Source organism: Peribacillus sp. GL_122, from assembly GCF_057835005.1.
Window position 1 is genome coordinate 3,778,135 of sequence record NZ_CM174415.1, and the last position, 17,694, is coordinate 3,795,828.

Annotated in this window: 17 protein-coding genes; 3 read left to right on the forward strand and 14 right to left on the reverse strand. The window is 42.3% G+C overall.

The genetic code is table 11. The features are described 5' to 3' along the window. The first annotated feature begins 210 nt into the window (after window positions 1–210). Window positions 211–1,710: a glucose-6-phosphate dehydrogenase gene (zwf, locus tag AC3ISB_RS18240; RefSeq protein ID WP_098369869.1), complete on the forward strand. Its 1,500-nt coding sequence runs from the start codon at window positions 211–213 to the stop codon at window positions 1,708–1,710. Between the two features lie 43 nt (window positions 1,711–1,753). On the opposite strand, the gene AC3ISB_RS18245 is transcribed toward zwf, so the two are convergent. Continuing rightward, complete coding sequence (locus AC3ISB_RS18245; RefSeq protein ID WP_179890982.1) at window positions 1,754–1,915, reverse strand: hypothetical protein; 162 nt, start codon at window positions 1,913–1,915, stop codon at window positions 1,754–1,756. Window positions 1,916–2,209: 294 nt separating this feature from the next. Here AC3ISB_RS18245 and AC3ISB_RS18250 point away from each other — a divergent pair, with 294 nt between their 5' ends. Continuing rightward, window positions 2,210–2,383 carry an asparagine synthase gene (locus tag AC3ISB_RS18250; protein WP_489273804.1) on the forward strand — a complete coding sequence of 58 codons (174 nt, stop codon included), beginning with the start codon at window positions 2,210–2,212 and terminating at the stop codon, window positions 2,381–2,383. A gap of 124 nt (window positions 2,384–2,507) precedes the next feature. On the opposite strand, the gene gndA is transcribed toward AC3ISB_RS18250, so the two are convergent. From gndA to mce, 5 genes are all read right to left on the reverse strand, one after another. Next, complete coding sequence (gene gndA, locus AC3ISB_RS18255; protein WP_098369868.1) at window positions 2,508–3,920, reverse strand: NADP-dependent phosphogluconate dehydrogenase; 1,413 nt, start codon at window positions 3,918–3,920, stop codon at window positions 2,508–2,510. 42 nt (window positions 3,921–3,962) lie between these two features. Then, complete coding sequence (locus AC3ISB_RS18260) at window positions 3,963–5,237, reverse strand: DNA polymerase IV (RefSeq protein WP_377408324.1); 1,275 nt, start codon at window positions 5,235–5,237, stop codon at window positions 3,963–3,965. A gap of 515 nt (window positions 5,238–5,752) precedes the next feature. Further along, window positions 5,753–6,874 carry a tripeptidase T gene (locus AC3ISB_RS18265; RefSeq protein WP_480338665.1) on the reverse strand — a complete coding sequence of 374 codons (1,122 nt, stop codon included), beginning with the start codon at window positions 6,872–6,874 and terminating at the stop codon, window positions 5,753–5,755. A 230-nt stretch (window positions 6,875–7,104) separates the two neighbouring features. Next, window positions 7,105–8,655 carry an acyl-CoA carboxylase subunit beta gene (locus AC3ISB_RS18270; protein WP_480338664.1) on the reverse strand — a complete coding sequence of 517 codons (1,551 nt, stop codon included), beginning with the start codon at window positions 8,653–8,655 and terminating at the stop codon, window positions 7,105–7,107. After that, on the reverse strand, window positions 8,652–9,077 hold the full coding sequence (mce, locus tag AC3ISB_RS18275) for a methylmalonyl-CoA epimerase (protein ID WP_141993866.1): 426 nt from the start codon (window positions 9,075–9,077) through the stop codon (window positions 8,652–8,654). Before mce ends, AC3ISB_RS18270 begins: the two co-directional genes overlap by 4 nt. A gap of 167 nt (window positions 9,078–9,244) precedes the next feature. Here mce and prli42 point away from each other — a divergent pair, with 167 nt between their 5' ends. Continuing rightward, window positions 9,245–9,340 (forward strand): stressosome-associated protein Prli42, encoded by a 96-nt coding sequence (prli42, locus tag AC3ISB_RS18280; RefSeq protein WP_155726463.1) that lies wholly within the window; start codon window positions 9,245–9,247, stop codon window positions 9,338–9,340. A 42-nt stretch (window positions 9,341–9,382) separates the two neighbouring features. Here the strand turns inward: prli42 and AC3ISB_RS18285 are convergent, their stop codons facing one another. The 8 genes from AC3ISB_RS18285 to scpA all read right to left on the reverse strand — a co-directional run bounded on the left by AC3ISB_RS18285 (window position 9,383) and on the right by scpA (window position 17,694). Continuing rightward, the gene (locus tag AC3ISB_RS18285) at window positions 9,383–9,898 is read right to left on the reverse strand and encodes a L,D-transpeptidase (RefSeq protein ID WP_098369863.1); all 516 of its coding nucleotides are present in this window, start codon (window positions 9,896–9,898) and stop codon (window positions 9,383–9,385) included. 31 nt (window positions 9,899–9,929) lie between these two features. Then, window positions 9,930–10,919 (reverse strand): aromatic acid exporter family protein, encoded by a 990-nt coding sequence (locus AC3ISB_RS18290; RefSeq protein ID WP_144549734.1) that lies wholly within the window; start codon window positions 10,917–10,919, stop codon window positions 9,930–9,932. Between the two features lie 191 nt (window positions 10,920–11,110). After that, window positions 11,111–11,833 carry an amino acid ABC transporter ATP-binding protein gene (locus AC3ISB_RS18295; RefSeq protein ID WP_141993864.1) on the reverse strand — a complete coding sequence of 241 codons (723 nt, stop codon included), beginning with the start codon at window positions 11,831–11,833 and terminating at the stop codon, window positions 11,111–11,113. After that, window positions 11,826–12,485, reverse strand: coding sequence for an amino acid ABC transporter permease (locus AC3ISB_RS18300; protein ID WP_063233181.1), 660 nt, complete (start codon window positions 12,483–12,485; stop codon window positions 11,826–11,828). Before AC3ISB_RS18300 ends, AC3ISB_RS18295 begins: the two co-directional genes overlap by 8 nt. A gap of 130 nt (window positions 12,486–12,615) precedes the next feature. Beyond that, a complete protein-coding gene (locus tag AC3ISB_RS18305; RefSeq protein WP_181762271.1) occupies window positions 12,616–13,419 on the reverse strand; it encodes a transporter substrate-binding domain-containing protein in 804 nt (267 codons plus the stop codon). A gap of 315 nt (window positions 13,420–13,734) precedes the next feature. Next, window positions 13,735–14,172, reverse strand: coding sequence for a BrxA/BrxB family bacilliredoxin (locus AC3ISB_RS18310; RefSeq protein WP_034308239.1), 438 nt, complete (start codon window positions 14,170–14,172; stop codon window positions 13,735–13,737). A 202-nt stretch (window positions 14,173–14,374) separates the two neighbouring features. Then, window positions 14,375–15,502, reverse strand: coding sequence for a methylmalonyl Co-A mutase-associated GTPase MeaB (gene meaB / locus AC3ISB_RS18315; protein ID WP_489273805.1), 1,128 nt, complete (start codon window positions 15,500–15,502; stop codon window positions 14,375–14,377). Continuing rightward, window positions 15,502–17,694 (reverse strand): methylmalonyl-CoA mutase, encoded by a 2,193-nt coding sequence (scpA, locus tag AC3ISB_RS18320; protein ID WP_141993861.1) that lies wholly within the window; start codon window positions 17,692–17,694, stop codon window positions 15,502–15,504. Before scpA ends, meaB begins: the two co-directional genes overlap by 1 nt.

Below are 17,694 nucleotides of genomic sequence, written 5' to 3' on the forward strand. Positions count from 1 at the left end.
AATACTTTATGACTTAACTATAGCATAACCAAGGTGCTCTTTCATTTATGACTCATTAAAACCGAAACCAAATTAAACATTTAATGAAATATGAGAAAAAATGCGCAAATTGATTGCTTTGAGGGAAAGCTAAACGTAAAATTAGAAATTGGTACACATACGGGAATTCCAACTTTATAGATAGATTTAACGGAAAGTTGAGGTTTTAACATGACAGAAAATAATAAACCAACAGCATTGATCATGATTTTTGGTGCTACCGGAGATTTAGCGAAAAGGAAATTGTTTCCTTCCATATATCGACTATTTCAAAAAGAGAAAATCAATAAGTTCGCCGTCGTTGGAGTAGCAAGGAGGCCCTTGACGAACGAGGAGTTCCAAACAAGTGTCAAGGATTCCATACTTACGTTCGGACATGCGGAAGAAAAGGTCGACGAATTCATTTCCCATTTCCATTATCACTCCCATGATGTCTCCAGTTCGGAATCATACCTGCAGTTAAAAGACATTGCCGAAAAGTTGGACGGACAATATCAATTAGAAGGAAACCGGATCTTCTATTTGGCAATGGCACCCGAGTTTTTCGGAACGATTGCCGAACAGATTAAAGCTCAAGGCCTGACCGACACGAATGGATATAAGCGCCTTGTCATAGAAAAGCCATTTGGACACAGTTTCGAAACAGCACAAAAATTGAATGAGCAGATTCGGACTGCATTCGCTGAAGATGAAATCTACCGTATCGATCATTATTTAGGTAAAGAAATGGTACAAAATATTGAGGTAATACGTTTTTCAAATGCCCTATTCGAGCCGCTTTGGAATAACAGATATATATCCAATATCCAGGTTACTTCAAGCGAAACACTTGGCGTTGAAGAACGTGGGCGTTATTATGAAACCAGCGGTGCCCTAAGGGATATGGTCCAAAACCATCTGCTGCAAATGGTGGCCTTGCTTGCCATGGAACCCCCGATCGCTTTGACGACAGAAGAGATTCGAAGCGAAAAAGTGCGGGCATTGCGCTCACTTCGACCAATGAAAGTGGACGAAGTCAATCAATACTTCGTCCGTGGCCAATATGGTGAAGGAACGATAGACGGTCAAACACTTCCGGCCTACCGCAATGAACATAACGTAGATCCCGAATCCAACACAGAGACCTATGTGGCGGGTAAATTGATGATTGATAACTTCCGTTGGGCCGGTGTTCCTTTTTATATCCGTACCGGTAAGAGGATGGATGTCAAATCAACGAATATCGTCGTTCAATTCAAAGATATCCCAATGAATCTGTATTATAAAACGGAAGAAACGCTGAACCCGAATCTTCTCGTTATCCATATCCAGCCTGACGAAGGTATCACACTGTACTTAAATGTTAAGAAATCCGGGACGACATCCAATACAAAGCCAGTGAAGCTGACCGTCTCCAACAAAGGCATCGAACACATCAATTCTCCTGAGGCATATGAAAAGCTATTGTTTGACAGCATGCGCGGGGATGCTACAAACTTTACGCATTGGGACGAGGTTGCCCTATCATGGAAGTTCGTCGATACCATTTCCAATGCATGGGAAAATACTAAGGACGAGTCTTTCCCTAACTATGAAGCGGGATCCACAGGTCCGCTGGCATCCGATGAACTCCTGGAAGAAGATGGACATATTTGGTGGGAAATCAAGAATAACCAAAATGATGTAGATTGAAATGAAGAAGGGATGCAGATTTGAATCTGCATCCCTTCTTCATTCATGAAACACTCTTCCTCAGCAATTTATTCCGGATAATATCAAACATTTCCTTGGGCTTAGACATTTCTTCCTCTATTTCTGAATTAAGCCAAAAGGAAACACCAGATTCTAAGGCAATGAAAAATAAAAAAATGGCTACAGCCCACCAGATGATGAACATAAGTCTCCGCTCCTTCTCTCTTCTTTATGCCTACTGTATCCTACGGTCCGTCCAACTCTTTCAATGTTTATATTCCTTTTTCCGCAGATGTTTAAACCTAAAAAGCAAGGATGAATGACATACATCATACTACATTTTCCCTAAAAAAGGTAAATAAATTGGAACTATTTACAACTAGTTCATTTTTACCATTTTCACCCTCATGGAAAAAGAATGCTAAATCCTTGCTAAGGTTACACTAGAAAAGGTGCCAGAGGACGGCACCACTAACTTCGGTGCGGAGGGATTAAACTTATGGACATTCGTGAAGGATTAATTCCAACAGCGTTGGGCACAGCCGTGACAGCTGCGGGTTATGCAATGAAGCAGACCCGGGGTTCAAACAAAATGGTAGCTAATACGGTTTTTGGTTTCGGTTTGGCACATGTTGTATTAGGGGTCATTGATCTTGTAGGGCATCGGAGATAGTAAAAAAAGAGGGCGCAAAAAAGCGCCCTTTTTTCTGTGCATTCGAGGTCCTTAACATGATGAAAATTACAACCAAAAAAAGCCGGTATAAAGGGGAATCCCCTTTTAAGCCGGCTTGAACTTTTTATTTTTCCATCCATTCGGTATGGAACGTTCCTTCTTTATCAATGCGTTGATAAGTATGAGCTCCAAAATAGTCACGTTGAGCTTGAATCAGGTTAGCTGGCAGCGTTTCTGTGCGATAGCTGTCGAAATAGGCAAGTGCTGATGATAAGCAAGGAACCGGAATTCCGTTCATCACAGCCGTTGACACTACCTCACGTAAAGCTCCTTGATAGCTTTCGACGATCCCTTGGAAGTATGGATCTAGAAGAAGATTGTTCAAGTTCGCTTCACGATCGTACGCTTCCTTGATTTTTTGGAGGAATTGTGCACGAATGATACAGCCGCCACGGAAAATCATCGCGATTTCCCCATATTGCAAGTTCCAGTCATTTTCTTCTGATGCTGCTTTCATTTGTGCAAATCCTTGTGCATATGAACAGATTTTGCTCATATAAAGTGCTTTACGGATATTTTCAATCAAAGCCTTTTTGTCGCCTGTAAATGATTCGGCTTTTGGACCACGAAGGATTTTACTCGCTTCAACACGCTCGTCCTTGATTGCTGAAATAAACCGTGCAAACACGGATTCCGTAATGATTGGAAGCGGAACACCAAGATCAAGCGCACTTTGACTTGTCCATTTCCCTGTACCTTTTTGGCCAGCTTTATCTAAAATGACATCGACCATCGGCTTGCCGGTTTCTTCATCATATTTTTTGAAAATATCAGCAGTAATTTCAATTAAATAGCTATCAAGTTCCCCTTCATTCCATTCAGTAAAGACTTCATGGAATTCTTCAGCAGATAGTCCAAGGAGATTTTTCAGAAGGAAATAAGATTCGGAAATCAATTGCATGTCCCCGTATTCAATACCATTATGTACCATTTTAACATAATGACCTGCCCCATCCGGTCCGATATACGTACAGCAAGCATCACCATCGACCTTAGCTGAAATATCCTTCAAGATCGGTGCAACAAGTTCATATGCTTCTTTTTGACCACCAGGCATGATGGATGGACCTGTTAGAGCTCCTTCTTCCCCTCCTGACACGCCTGTACCGATGAAATGGATGCCAAGCTTGCTTAATTCCTCATTGCGGCGCTGAGTGTCCTTGAAGAAGGTATTCCCTCCATCAATAACGATATCACCTTTTTCAAGTAACGGTTTTAATTGCTCGATCGTTGCATCCGTTGCCGCTCCGGCTTTAACCATCAATAAAATTTTGCGTGGCGTTTCCAAAGAATTGACGAATTCTTCAAGCGTATAAGCGGCTGTTACGTTTTTGCCTTCCGCTTCCTTCATCATTTCGTCCGTTTTTGATCCTGAGCGATTATACACGGAAATTGAATATCCCCTGCTTTCAATATTAAATGCAAGGTTCTTGCCCATTACGGCTAGTCCGATAACGCCAATCTGTTGTTTTGTCATGCTTCATCTTTCCCTTCTCTATATCTTTACACAGCTTGTACGCTATTCTTTGTCAAAAGAAGGATCATTCCTCCTGGATTGCCCAAAGAAATCTTTGCTGAAGCTAGTGTCTGTTCCAATTGAACGGTTTTTCAAGGGTAATCCCTTTTTAATAATATTTTCTCCGTACTTATTTTGCAAGTGTTCCATCGCTTCATACAGAGGTTCTTTTTCTGCATCCTCTTGAAAGGAGAAAATATCCAGTTGCTTGAAGGCCGACTCTTTTTCGATGACATCATAGGCCGTGACACCAAGAAGCCTGATTCCTTCCCCATTCCAATTTTTCATAAAGAGATCGATAGCTCCATCCAAAATATCCTTTTTTTCAAAAACTGGATTAGGGACCGTTCTGCTTCTCGTTATTGTGCGGCGGTCTTTGTAACGGATCGTCACACCTATTTTTTGACCAAGCAGGCGTTTATTTCTCAAACGGACGGCTACCTTTCCGGAAAGCTTATCCAATACACCTATCAGTTCTTTTTGATTGGTGGAGTCATGCGGAAGAGTTGTCGAGTTTCCAATGCTCTTATGCTCAAAAATCGCTTCGGGATCCACTGCCCTTGGGTCGATTCCATTAGCCCTATCTTTCAAACGGATGCCATTGATCCCTAGAAGCTGTTTAAGTTGACTATCATTGGCGTGTGCAAGGTCCCTGATCGTCATTATCCCGATAGTTTGAAGCTTTTCCGAGGTCTTATCCCCGATGCCATGCATTTGGTCCACTTGTAAAGGCCAGAGCTTTTCCGAAATGTCCCGTTTCCTTAACACGGTGATTCCCATTGGCTTTTTCATATCAGAAGCAGTTTTGGCCAAAAATTTATTAGGGGCAATCCCGATGCTGCAAGGGAGATCCATCGTATTAAAAATTCTTTCCTGAATGCTATTGGCTATATCTAAAGGCGAACCCAATTCGGCGCATTCACTAATATCCAGATACCCCTCATCTATCGAAACCGGTTCAACCATCTCTGTATATTGCCTTAAAACATCAAAAATAGCCAGTGATGCCTTTCGATAACGCTCGAAATTCGGTTTCTGAATGATTAATTGAGGACATAGTTTTTTCGCCTGCCAAATCGGCATGGTCGTTTTAACCCCGAACTTCCTCGCCTCATAGCTGCAGGTGACGATTATGCCCCTTCTTTCTTCAACATTGCCTGCAATGGCAAGCGGTTTGCCTTTTAATGAAACATCATATGACATTTCTACTGAAGCATAGAAACTATTCATGTCTACATGGAGAATGACCCTGCCATTTTTGGGATACATGTCCTTCATGTTTGACCGTCACATCCTTGTAAAATTAAAAAATACCGGATAATAGGCCCAATAAAAAACCACTTCTATTAAGGTACCCCTATTTATCTTTGGTAACCACGTTGAAAGATGCTTCCACTCCAAGAAAAACAGCCATCATGTCATTGATGACTGTAAATATATTCCTTCAATACTGTTAACACCTTGGCAAATATATACGAGTTTTTGCTGATAAATGATCGTAATCAAACGGCAACACCTTGAATATATTCGATAAAATCAAGATTTCACGTGTTCCTGGACAATAGTTTGATGGAGAGGATATCCGTCTTTATTGCAATCCACCTTTGACCATCATAGCCGGGAGCTGATTTACCTAGTTGCAGGATATCCCGGCAAGCAAGGCATCAGGCCTTTCGATGGAAACATGAATTCAATCGGCAAGGCATATTCATCGTCATTCTGCAAGAAATACGTCAGCCATTTTCGATTTACTCAGGAAACTCCCCTCCATCTCCCTGTCATATTTCGGGTGATTATTCCCCTGATACTTCTTTGATGATAGTGACAACCATTTCAGCTAGCTTGGTTAATTCCTCAACTGGGATTCTTTCATTCGTAGTATGGATATCTTCATAGCCCACTGCGAGATTGACAGTAGGGATGCCAAAGCCAGCAATGACATTCGCATCGCTTCCTCCGCCGCTTTTAACCAGCTCGCAAGGACGGCCGATTTTCTCTGCTGCCTTTCTTGCGATTTCGACTACATGATCACCAGCACCATATTTAAAACCAGGATACATGACGTTAACTTCAACTTCAGCACGTCCGCCCATTTCAATGGCTGCAGTCTCGAATGCCTCTTTCATTTTCGCTACCTGTATTTCCATTTTTTCAGGAATCAAGGATCTTGCTTCTGCAAGGATTTCAACATGGTCACAAACAATATTGGTTTGCTGTCCCCCCTGGAAACGTCCGATATTAGCTGTCGTTTCCTCGTCGATTCTGCCTAATGGCATTCTAGAGATTGCTTTGGCAGCGATCGTAATGGCCGAAACGCCTTTCTCAGGAGCGACACCAGCGTGAGCAGTCTTCCCTAAAATGGTTGCAGTTACTTTCGCCTGAGTAGGTGCAGCAACAACCACATTGCCCACTTTTCCATCACTATCAAGTGCAAAACCGAATTTAGCCGTTACAAGGGAGCGATCCAATGCCTTTGCCCCTACCAAGCCAGATTCTTCACCGACTGTAATGATGAATTCGATTGTACCATGTTCGATATTCTGTTCTTTCAACACTTTAAGCGTTTCTAACATGACCGCTAATCCAGCTTTGTCATCCGCACCTAAAATGGTCGTTCCGTCTGACACTATGTATCCATCTTTGATGGAAGGCTTGATTCCGTTCCCAGGTACAACCGTATCCATATGGGAGGTGAAATAAATGGTATCTACGCCTTCTTTATTTCCTTTTAAAGTACATATTAAATTCCCTGCACCATGACCAGTAACTGCTGTTGTATCATCTTCAAAAACCTCTACACCCAGTGCCCCCAATTTTTCTTTCAGCACTTTGGCGATGGCTGCTTCATTTTTCGTTTCGGAATCAATCTGCACCAACTCCATAAATTCATTAACTAAACGTTCTTCATTTATCATAAAATAAAACCTCCAAAAAAGTTTTCCTCTTTAATTATACTTCTAAAAGCGGCACCTCGGCAAATAATGTGAAAAGGAAGACCCCAGAATGGCATGCTGGTCATTTCCCTGCCAATAGGTCGTTTTAAAAAGGTGAATGTTGACTTATAAATGGTTTCTTTAAAAATGATATCTTCCCCAGTATGGAAAAGAGCCCAAAACAGATAGTTTGGGCTCCTTGCAATGTTGTATCACAACGGGATATTTCCGTGTTTTTTCCATGGTCGGGTTTCTTTTTTGTTGCGTAGCATATCAAGAGATTGAATGATTTTAATCCTGGTTTCACGGGGATCAATAACATCATCCACCATTCCAAGACTTGCGGCAACATATGGATTGGCGAACTTCTCACGGTATTCTTCAATTTTAGCTGCACGTGTCGCTTCCGGATCTTGGCTATTTTGAATTTCACGGGCAAAAATGATATTTGCCGCTCCAGCAGAACCCATTACCGCGATTTCAGCATTCGGCCATGCAAACGTAAGATCCGCACCGATGGATTTACTATTAAGAGCCACGTAAGCTCCTCCGTATGCTTTACGCAGAATGATCGTCAATTTTGGTACTGTTGCTTCCGAATAAGCATATAGCAGCTTTGCACCGTGGCGAATGATCCCGCCATGTTCTTGTTTAACGCCAGGGAAAAAACCTGAAACGTCTTCAAACGTAATTAGCGGAATGTTGAATGAGTCACAGAAACGAATAAAACGGGCAGCCTTATCTGATGAATCAATATCAAGTCCCCCAGCCAATACCTTTGGCTGGTTACATACAAGCCCCACTGATTTCCCTTTGATACGCGCCAAGCCGACCACTATGTTTTTCGCAAAACCCTCTTGAACTTCCATAAAGGAACCCTCATCGACAACTTGCTCCAATACTTTCCGAACATCATATGGACGGATCCCTTCATAAGGGACTACATCCGTTAAGTCCGGACGGTAGTCATCTTCATCGTCGGCTTCCAAAACAGGCGGCTTCTCTTGATTATTTTGTGGAAGATAACTCAGGAGACGTCTAACGTCCGCCAATACTTGCTCCTCAGATGCTCCCTTGAAATGGGCATTACCGCTTATGGTATTATGTACTGTCGCTCCACCCAATCCTTCAGATGAAATCTTTTCCCCTGTAACCGTTTCAATGACTTTAGGACCTGTTATGAACATTTGGCTCGTTTTTTCAACCATGAAGACAAAGTCGGTTATTGCCGGGGAATATACGGCTCCACCTGCACAAGGTCCCATAATAACCGAAATCTGCGGAATGACCCCTGAATAAATGGAATTCCGGTAAAAAATTTGCCCATATCCGTCAAGAGAAACCACGCCTTCTTGAATACGTGCGCCACCAGAATCGTTCAAACCTATGAAAGGGGCTCCATTTTCCGCTGCCAAATCCATAACATTGGCAATTTTCAGAGCATGCATTTCACCGAGTGCGCCGCCAAAAACAGTAAAATCCTGTGAAAACAGATAAATGTCACGGCCGTTGACCTTTCCGTAACCGGTGACAACCCCTTCTCCTGGCCCTTCTTCCTTTTCCATGCCAAAATTGGTATTACGGTGTTTGATAAAAGGATTAAGCTCTATGAAAGTACCCGGATCAACTAAAAGTTCAATTCTTTCCCTTGCAGTAAGTTTGCCCTTTTCATGCTGCTTATCGATTCTTTCTTCACCGCCGCCCATTTCCACTTTGCGGCGTCTGTCATATAGGTCATTGATCGTATCGTATATGTCTGTCATTCCTGCTCCTCCTTTGATAATGCTTGTTCACAAAGCTCATATAATACACCCGCGGTAGACTTGGGATGAACGAAAGCAACATCCGCATTGTGCGCTCCCTTTCTTGATGAATCATCAATCATGCGCAATCCAGATTCTTTGATTTCTTTTATTCTCTCTTCGATGTCATCGACGCCAAGTGCCACATGATGAATCCCTTCACCGCGTTTTTCGATGAATTTGGCGATTGGGCTTGCCGGTGACAACGCTTCCAACAATTCCAAACGGGTATTGCCTGCCAGGATGAAGGCCACTTTCACTCCTTGGCTCCCAACTGTCTCGATTCCTTCAAGTTTCAATTTCAACGTTTCCGTGTAAAGTGGCAAGGCTTCCTCCAGTGACTTGACGGCAATACCTATATGGTCGATATTTTTAATCATCATAAAAACCCCCATGCTATGTATTATTGGATGACTCCATTAAAATACTACTAATCTTGCATTAAAGCCTTTTAAGATTCGGAATAATATGAACATTATACTTTTACTTGTTTCTACTAAATGTTCAAGTTAAAATAAAATCAATTAAACTGTTTTAAGGGAGAGAGCATATGGGAAACAAGAAAATTAGAAAAATCGTCGTGTATTTAATGCTTATCTCAATGTTATTAACGAGCTTATTATCAGGTATCGCATTTCTTTTGTAATAGAACCGTAGTAATTGGGAGGGGAGCAAAGCTTCCCTCTCTTTATTTTATCGCTCCATTTTTCTTTGCCAACGTTTTGAAATCCTCGTTCGATATGGTGATTAACACTTTAGTGCCGATGGGGACTTTTTCGTACAAACGCTCTACATCGGATTTAAGCATCCGTACACAGCCATTTGAAATGTATTTACCAATTGATGATGGCTGATTCGTACCATGAATGCCGTAAATCCTCCCATCGGTATTTCGTGCATCGAATCCAATCCACCGCGACCCCAGAGGGTTCCTGGGATCGCCGCCAGGAATATTTTTTTTCCGGTAATATGGATTGACTGCTTTTACTTTGACCGTGAAAATCCCTTCGGGTGTAAGTTCCTGACTCTTTCCCGTACCGACCGGCAGAATCTCCTTGACCTCATTATCATCAATAAACGCCAATTTATTGTTAGCTTTATTGATGATGATAAACGGATCGCCAGGCATAACCGATTGAGGTTGGGCTTGTACCTGCAACGGCCACAAAGGTAGCATAAGCAACAAAGAAAGGATCCATTTCATTTGTATCAATTCCTTCACTTTTTTGCTTAGTTTAAGCCAAGTGCCTCTTTTTCATTCGGTTGCTGTTCAGCTTGGGTAGTCCCTTGAAGGAATGCTTCAACAATAAATAACGCTCCATTTCCTTCATGAGCTGCAGTAATGCGGCCCTGGATTCGAACTCTTCCCGTGTCTGCGGCAGTGCCATTCCCCTAAAATGAATCTCCATTTCTTCAAGTTTCTTCAGATAAAGGATGGCCGTATTTTGTGGGTGGACGTTTTCTGCTAAATCTTCTATAAAATCAGCCACTATCCCGCTTTGCTTGACGACCAGTGGAATATTCGTGACCAGGGGCAGAATTCGTTCAATTATTTCAAATTGCTTTTCACGCATTTTGAAATAATGGTAATACAGGTCTTCTTCCCTTAAAAAATGATTTTCCACGTCCCTGAAGGCAAGGCTTTTGGCTTGATTAAGAAGATTGGCTGTTTCAGTGATTTCCTTACCATCCCATGTGTGATCATTATCCCTTAAATAGCGGACAATTCCCATCAAGATCGCACTAAAGTTCGTTTCGATGCTTTCCTGGTAGGCCAGCAGTTTGTCATCGACACTGGGCATGTACAGATTCATGACAAGCGCCACTCCAACTCCAACTGCGATTAATATCGTTTCATTGATCAGCAGGGAAAAAGTGATGTCACCCGCCCCGTATAGATGCATGATGATGACGCTGCTCGTCACAATCCCCTCATTAATCTTCAAGGCAACAGTCGTTGGAATGAAAATCAAGAGGATCAAACCTATTATCAGCGGATGGAATGCGATGAAATGAAAGAATAGGGATGCATAGGCCATTGCGATCAAACAAGCTAAAAACCGGTGCCAGGAGGCATACACCGACTTCTTTTTTGTAACTTGAATGCATAAGATCGCAATTATTCCCGCAGCAGAGAAATACTCGAGATTAAGCATTTGTGCAATAATAATTGCCAGGGTAGCCCCCAAAGCAGTTTTAATCGTCCTGTATCCGATTTTAAACATTGTTATGTATCACCTGGCTCTTTCTCTATCTATTATAATACTATCAGGAAATCAGAAATTTTCACAGTCCTTTGCGAGTTAAATTTCCAATTTTTCTAAATACATTCACGCAAAAATACGTTATAGGAAAAAAATAAAAAAGGTAACCTAAACGTTACCTTTTTTCACAATTATATACTATTTTCTTTAGCTTATAAAACTTTTTCCAAGAAGTCTTTTGCACGCTGGCTTTTCGGATTGGAAAAGAATTCTTCCGGAGCACTTTCCTCAACGAGCAGACCCCCGTCCAGGAATAGTACACGATCGGCCACTTCTCTGGCAAATCCCATTTCATGCGTTACGATCAGCATGGTCATCCCCGTATGTGCCAGTGACTTCATAACCTCGAGCACTTCTTTTACCATCTCGGGATCAAGCGCTGAAGTCGGCTCATCGAAAAGGATTACTTCCGGGTTCATTGCCAATGCCCGTGCAATCGCGACCCTTTGTTTTTGCCCGCCTGACAGACGATTCGGATAAGCCGATTCTTTATCGGACAAACCGACTTTATTCAAGAGCTCACGAGCTTGTTTTACAGCCTCGGCCTTTGATAGTTTTTTCACCTTCATAGGTGCATATGTCAGATTCTCCAGTACGGTTTTATGTGGAAATAAATGAAAATGCTGAAATACCATTCCGACATTTTCACGCACTTTCATGATATTGGTCTTTTTTTCAGTGATGATTTGATCTTTAAACCTGATTTGACCATCAGTTGGAATTTCAAGCATATTGATGCAGCGTAAGAAAGTTGATTTTCCCGAACCGGAAGGACCGATGATCGCTAACACTTCACCCTGCCCTATCTCGGTGCTGATTCCTTTTAATACCTCGAGCTTACCATAATTTTTTTTGAGTCCATCAATTTTAATCACTGCGTCTCATTCTCCTTTCAATCACTTTGCCTAAGATGGTGAGAACCATGACCATCACATAATAAATGAGGCCGGCAAATAATATCGGCTCGAAGAATTTATATGTCTCACCGCCGACAATATAAGCACGGCGCATGATATCCCCTAATCCAATAATTGTGACAACGGCTGATTCCTTCGTTAAGGAAATCAATTCGTTAACAAGGGACGGCAGGATATTCTTGATGGCCTGCGGAAGGATAATATTAAGCATCATCCCTGAATAGGGAACCCCAAGTGCAAGCGAAGCCTCTCGTTGGCCTTTATCGACAGCTAAAATGCCTCCCCTGATAATTTCAGAGATGTATGCCGCTGAATTTAGCCCGAATGCTAAAAATGCTGCTTGGAACGCTTCGATTTGAATCCCTAATATTTGTGGTGAACCAAAATATATCAGCATTAATTGCAGCACCAAAGGGGTACCGCGAAAAATGGATGTATAAAAGTCAGCAATCCAATTTAAGGGCTTGATTCTGCTGATTTTAAGTATAGATAATAATATTCCCAAAACAAATCCGATTACTGCCGCTACCGCTACAACCTTTAATGTAGTCGGTATCCCCTCCAGGATATATGGAAGGGAAGGTATAATCCTTTCAAATTCCAGATTCACTCCATTCATCCTCTCTTATGAAGGCCTTTATCTTAGGTCCTTCCTCCTGCTTCATTTTAATAACAATAAAGCGCGGAAAAACGTTCAGAAGGCATACTAATCTCTTCTGAACGCTTTTCATCTCTCTGTATTATTCAGTTTCACTGCCACCGAACCATTTTAATATTAATTTTTCCATTTCACCATTTTCCATCATTTTTTTCAACTCGGCATTGAATTCTTCAGTTAACTTGCTTCCTTTTTGGAAAGCGATTGCCGAACCGGCATCTTGTTCACCAGATGCAATCAAATGGCCCACCAATTCTTTATTATCTTTCAAGTAGCCTTTTGCCACAGTATCTTCCATGATCACGGCATCAAAACGTCCTGTTGACATTTCTTGAACAACCTCAGGAATACGATTCCGTTTTTCAACTTTCATCCCGATATCTTGGGATTTATTCAAGTCATTTGCCAATGTCTCCTGAATGGATGCAAGCTGTACGCCTACGGTTTTCCCTTTTAAATCTTCAACAGTTTTGATTTTACTGTCCTTTGTCGTGATGATCATGTTTTTAGCTGTATAGTAAATATCACTGAAATCGACTGATTGCTCACGTTTTTCTGTTGGAGTCATTCCAGAGATAACGAAATCGACCGATTTATTTTCCAGAGCAGGCACAAGACTATTAAAGTCAATGTCCTTCACTTGAACCTCATAACCTAATTTTTTTCCGATTGCTTTAGCGATATCGATGTCAAATCCTTTGATTTCATCACTTTTAGATGTTTCAACATATTCAAATGGCGGATAATCCGCAGATGTTCCCATTACCAGGACCTTTTTGTCTTCTGTACCAGCTGTGTCCTTATCTTCTTTCCCGGATGTTCCGCATGCTGCTAAAATACCTACTAATAAAACAGAAGTAAGCAACAATGCTAACTGCTTTTTCAACTTCATTATTATTCCTCCAAAATGATATTTTCAATTCTCTTGTTATTGAATTTGGTTTAGTTAAAATTTGAATAACTAATATTCATACACTAATGTGTATTTTAACACACTCTTATAATTATTCAATAACGTAAATAATAGATTTATTTTTCAGAATATTGCTATAATTTCATTTCTAAGTTCCGCGCTTTGAGCTCCAAAGGGAATATATCGGCATCCTTATCTATCTTCTTTCCTAAATGCCCCTGACTTATGCAAAATCATGAATAAAAAAAACCGCCGAAAGGGCGGTTTTTTTTAGCTATGGCTATGGGCTTACACTTCTTCGCAATATTGATCGAAGTAGTCTTGTAATTTTTCTACTACAGACATCGGGTGGTGCCCTTCAATTTCATGACGCTCTATCATGGTGATGATTTTTCCATCCTTCAGCAATGCAAATGATGGGGATGACGGCGGATACCCTTCGAAATAATCACGGGCTTTCTCGGTCGCCTCTTTATCTTGCCCAGCAAAAACGGTTACAAGCTGATCTGGACGTTTATCATTATGGATTGCATGAGCAGCTGCAGGTCTAGCAATTCCCCCAGCGCAGCCACAAACGGAGTTTACCATAACAAGTGTCGTTCCTTTTTGTGCAAATACTTCCTCTACTTCCTCGGGAGTAGTCAATTCTGTATATCCAGCAGTCTTTATCTCATCGCGAGCCTGTTTGACTACGTCGTTCATTAAAAAATTAAAATCCATATTCATGGCATTTGCTCCTTCCAAGTTTTCTCTTCAATCCTATCATAACAATTGCCACTTCGTGATTCAATAAATTTACCTGTTAAACCGCATAAACCGTTCCGAACATGTTTAAATAGAAGCGAGAATCACGTGTGAAACCAACAGGACTTACAAAAGGATGGGGCATGCTAGGAGACATTCCACGCTGCCCCATCCTATTTCTTTTTTAATTTGATTTAAATGTTTCTGTAAAAGATTCAAAGGCCTGCTTAACAGCAGCAGTGACCGTTTTATTCCCTGACATCACTTGATTCTCGAGTATAGGGAGAAGACCTTTGACGGTTTCATTTTTATAAAACATCGTTTTAAGCTGGTGATCAATCAATGAATAAAGCCATTCCTTAGATTGCATTCTTCTCCGTTCTTGAAAAACACCCGATTCCTTGGTCATATCGGAAAATTCATTCAATACATCCCAAAGCTCAGGAATTCCTTTACCGGTTATGGCGGAACAAGCATATGCCTTCCCTGCCCATCCCTTTGTTGCTGGCTGAAGGAAGTGCAAGATTCTGCTATATTCGGACTTCGTCCTAATCGCCAGCGGAATGTTCTCGCCGTCGGCTTTATTGACCACAATTCCGTCCACAAGTTCCAGAATCCCTTTTTTCATCCCTTGTAATTCATCTCCGGCACCTGTTAGGACAAGGAGCATGAAGAAGTCGACCATACTTCGAACTATGGCTTCACTCTGACCGACACCGACAGTTTCTATCAGTATCACATCAAATCCTGCCGCTTCACAAAGCAACATCGTTTCCCTCGTTTTGCGGTGAACTCCGCCTAGAGTTCCTTCAGATGGTGAGGGTCTTATGAAGGCATGGGGGTTTCTTGCCAATTCCTCCATCCTTGTCTTATCACCTAGTATACTTCCGCCATTGATCGAAGAGCTTGGATCGACGGCTAGAACGGCAACCTTATGGCCCCTGTCACATAAGTAGGTTCCGAACGTCTCGATAAAGGTACTTTTTCCGGCACCGGGCACTCCGGAAATCCCGATGCGAATCGAGCTCCCTGTATGAGGTAGGATGGCCTGCAATAATTCCTGTGCATGATCTAAGTGGTGGGATGCATTGCTTTCAACCAATGTAATCCCTTTAGCTAGCTTGGCCCTGTCCCCTTTTATGATTCCCTCTTTAAGTTCATGGACCGGTATGTTTACATTATGTTTTTTGACGAATTTGCTTTTTGAAGGTTTGTTTTGGCTGGCTGCTAATTCCACACCTGGCTTTAATGAAGAAGCAAAACCTTCCTGATTGTTAAGATCGACCCATTCCGGCCTCTTGTCTTCACTCATTATTGGGCCACTTCCTCATATCCGAGGCGATTGTATATTTCCTGAAGCACTTTCTTCGCTGCCTGTGGAATGACCGTACCAGGTCCAAAAATGGCTGTAGCCCCATTTTCCATTAGGTAATCATAATCCTGTGCAGGGATGACGCCGCCTGCGATCACTATAATGTCCTCACGGCCCAAGTTCTTCAGTTCCGTCATAAGCTGCGGCAACAAAGTTTTATGGCCGGCAGCAAGGGAACTCATTCCGACAACATGCACATCATTTTCCACGGCTTGGATGGCGGTTTCTTTCGGTGTTTGGAATAATGGACCGATATCGACATCATAGCCTAAATCCGCAAACCCCGTTCCTACTACTTTAGCTCCACGATCATGACCGTCCTGACCCATTTTAGCCATTAACAAACGCGGTCTTCTTCCTTCATTTTCAAGGAACTCTTCCGTCATGCGGACGACTTCCTCAATTTCCGCTTCTTTTGAGTATGCCGAGCTATATACGCCGCTGATAGAACGGATCGTTGCTTTGTGACGTCCAGCCACCTCTTCGATCGCATCGGAGATTTCACCTAATGAAGCCCGTACTCTTGCAGCTTGCACAGCCAGTTCAAGAAGGTTACCTTCGCCAGTTCTGGCAGCCATGGATAGCGCTTGAAGAGCTTCATCCACCCTTGCCTGATCACGTTTCGCTTTTAATTCGCTTAAACGCTTAAGCTGACTTTCGCGAACTACTGTATTATCAATCTCCAGTATTTCAATAGGATCTTCTTTTTTCAAACGATACTTATTGACGCCTACGATCGTTTCATCTTGAGAATCGATTTTAGCCTGACGCTTTGCAGCGGCTTCCTCGATCCTCATTTTTGGAAGTCCGGTTTCAATTGCCTTCGCCATTCCTCCCAGACCTTCGATTTCTTCTATGTGAGCCCAAGCCCGTTCGATTAATTCATTAGTAAGCGATTCTACATAGTATGAACCCGCCCATGGATCGATTACTTTTGTGATCCCGGTTTCCTCCTGCAGATATAGCTGTGTGTTACGTGCAATGCGTGCCGAGAAATCAGTTGGCAGGGCAATGGCCTCATCCAATGCGTTCGTATGCAGGGACTGTGTATGCCCAAGTGCAGCCGCATGCGCTTCAATAAGGGTCCTTGCGACATTGTTAAACGGATCCTGCTCGGAGAGGCTCCAGCCGGAGGTTTGGGAATGAGTCCTCAATGCCATCGCTTTATTATTTTTCGGTTCGAATTGTTTCATCAGTTTTGACCAAATGAAACGAGCCGCCCTCATTTTCGCCACTTCCATGAAATAGTTCATTCCTACAGCCCAGAAAAATGACAGGCGTGGTGCAAATTTATCGATATCAATACCTGCTTTCATTCCGGTACGTGCATACTCAAGCCCATCCGCCAACGTATAGGCAAGTTCGATATCAGCCGGCGCCCCCGCTTCTTGCAGATGATAACCGGAAATGGAAATGGAATTGAACTTGGGCATATATTTGGATGTATACTCAAATATATCAGCTATGATTTTCATGGACATTTCAGGTGGGTAGATATACGTATTCCGAACCATGTATTCCTTTAAGATGTCATTTTGAATCGTGCCTGAAAGCTTATCCTGTGTTACGCCTTGTTCTTCAGCTGTCACGATATAAAATGCAAGGATGGGTAATACAGCACCGTTCATCGTCATTGACACGGACATCTGATCAAGCGGAATGCCGTCGAACAGGATTTTCATGTCAAGAATGGAATCAATGGCAACCCCCGCCTTCCCCACATCACCGACAACGCGCGGATGATCGGAGTCATAACCGCGGTGTGTCGCTAAATCAAAAGCAACTGAGAGCCCTTTTTGCCCCATCGCCAGATTACGCCTGTAAAACGCATTGGATTCCTCGGCAGTCGAAAAACCTGCATACTGACGTACCGTCCAAGGACGATTGACATACATCGAAGGATACGGCCCTCTTGTAAAAGGAGCGATGCCTGGCACACTTTCCATATGCTCCAAATCGCGATTATCTTCCTCAACATAAAGCGGTTTGATTTTTATTTGTTCATTTGTTTCAAACAGAAGATCCTCAATGTTTTTCCCAACTGCTTTTTCGGCTTCCTTTTTCCATGCTTCCACTGTACCTTTAATCTCAGACTTAGCAGGATTTATAGCAGAAAAATTCGGTTTTTTCAT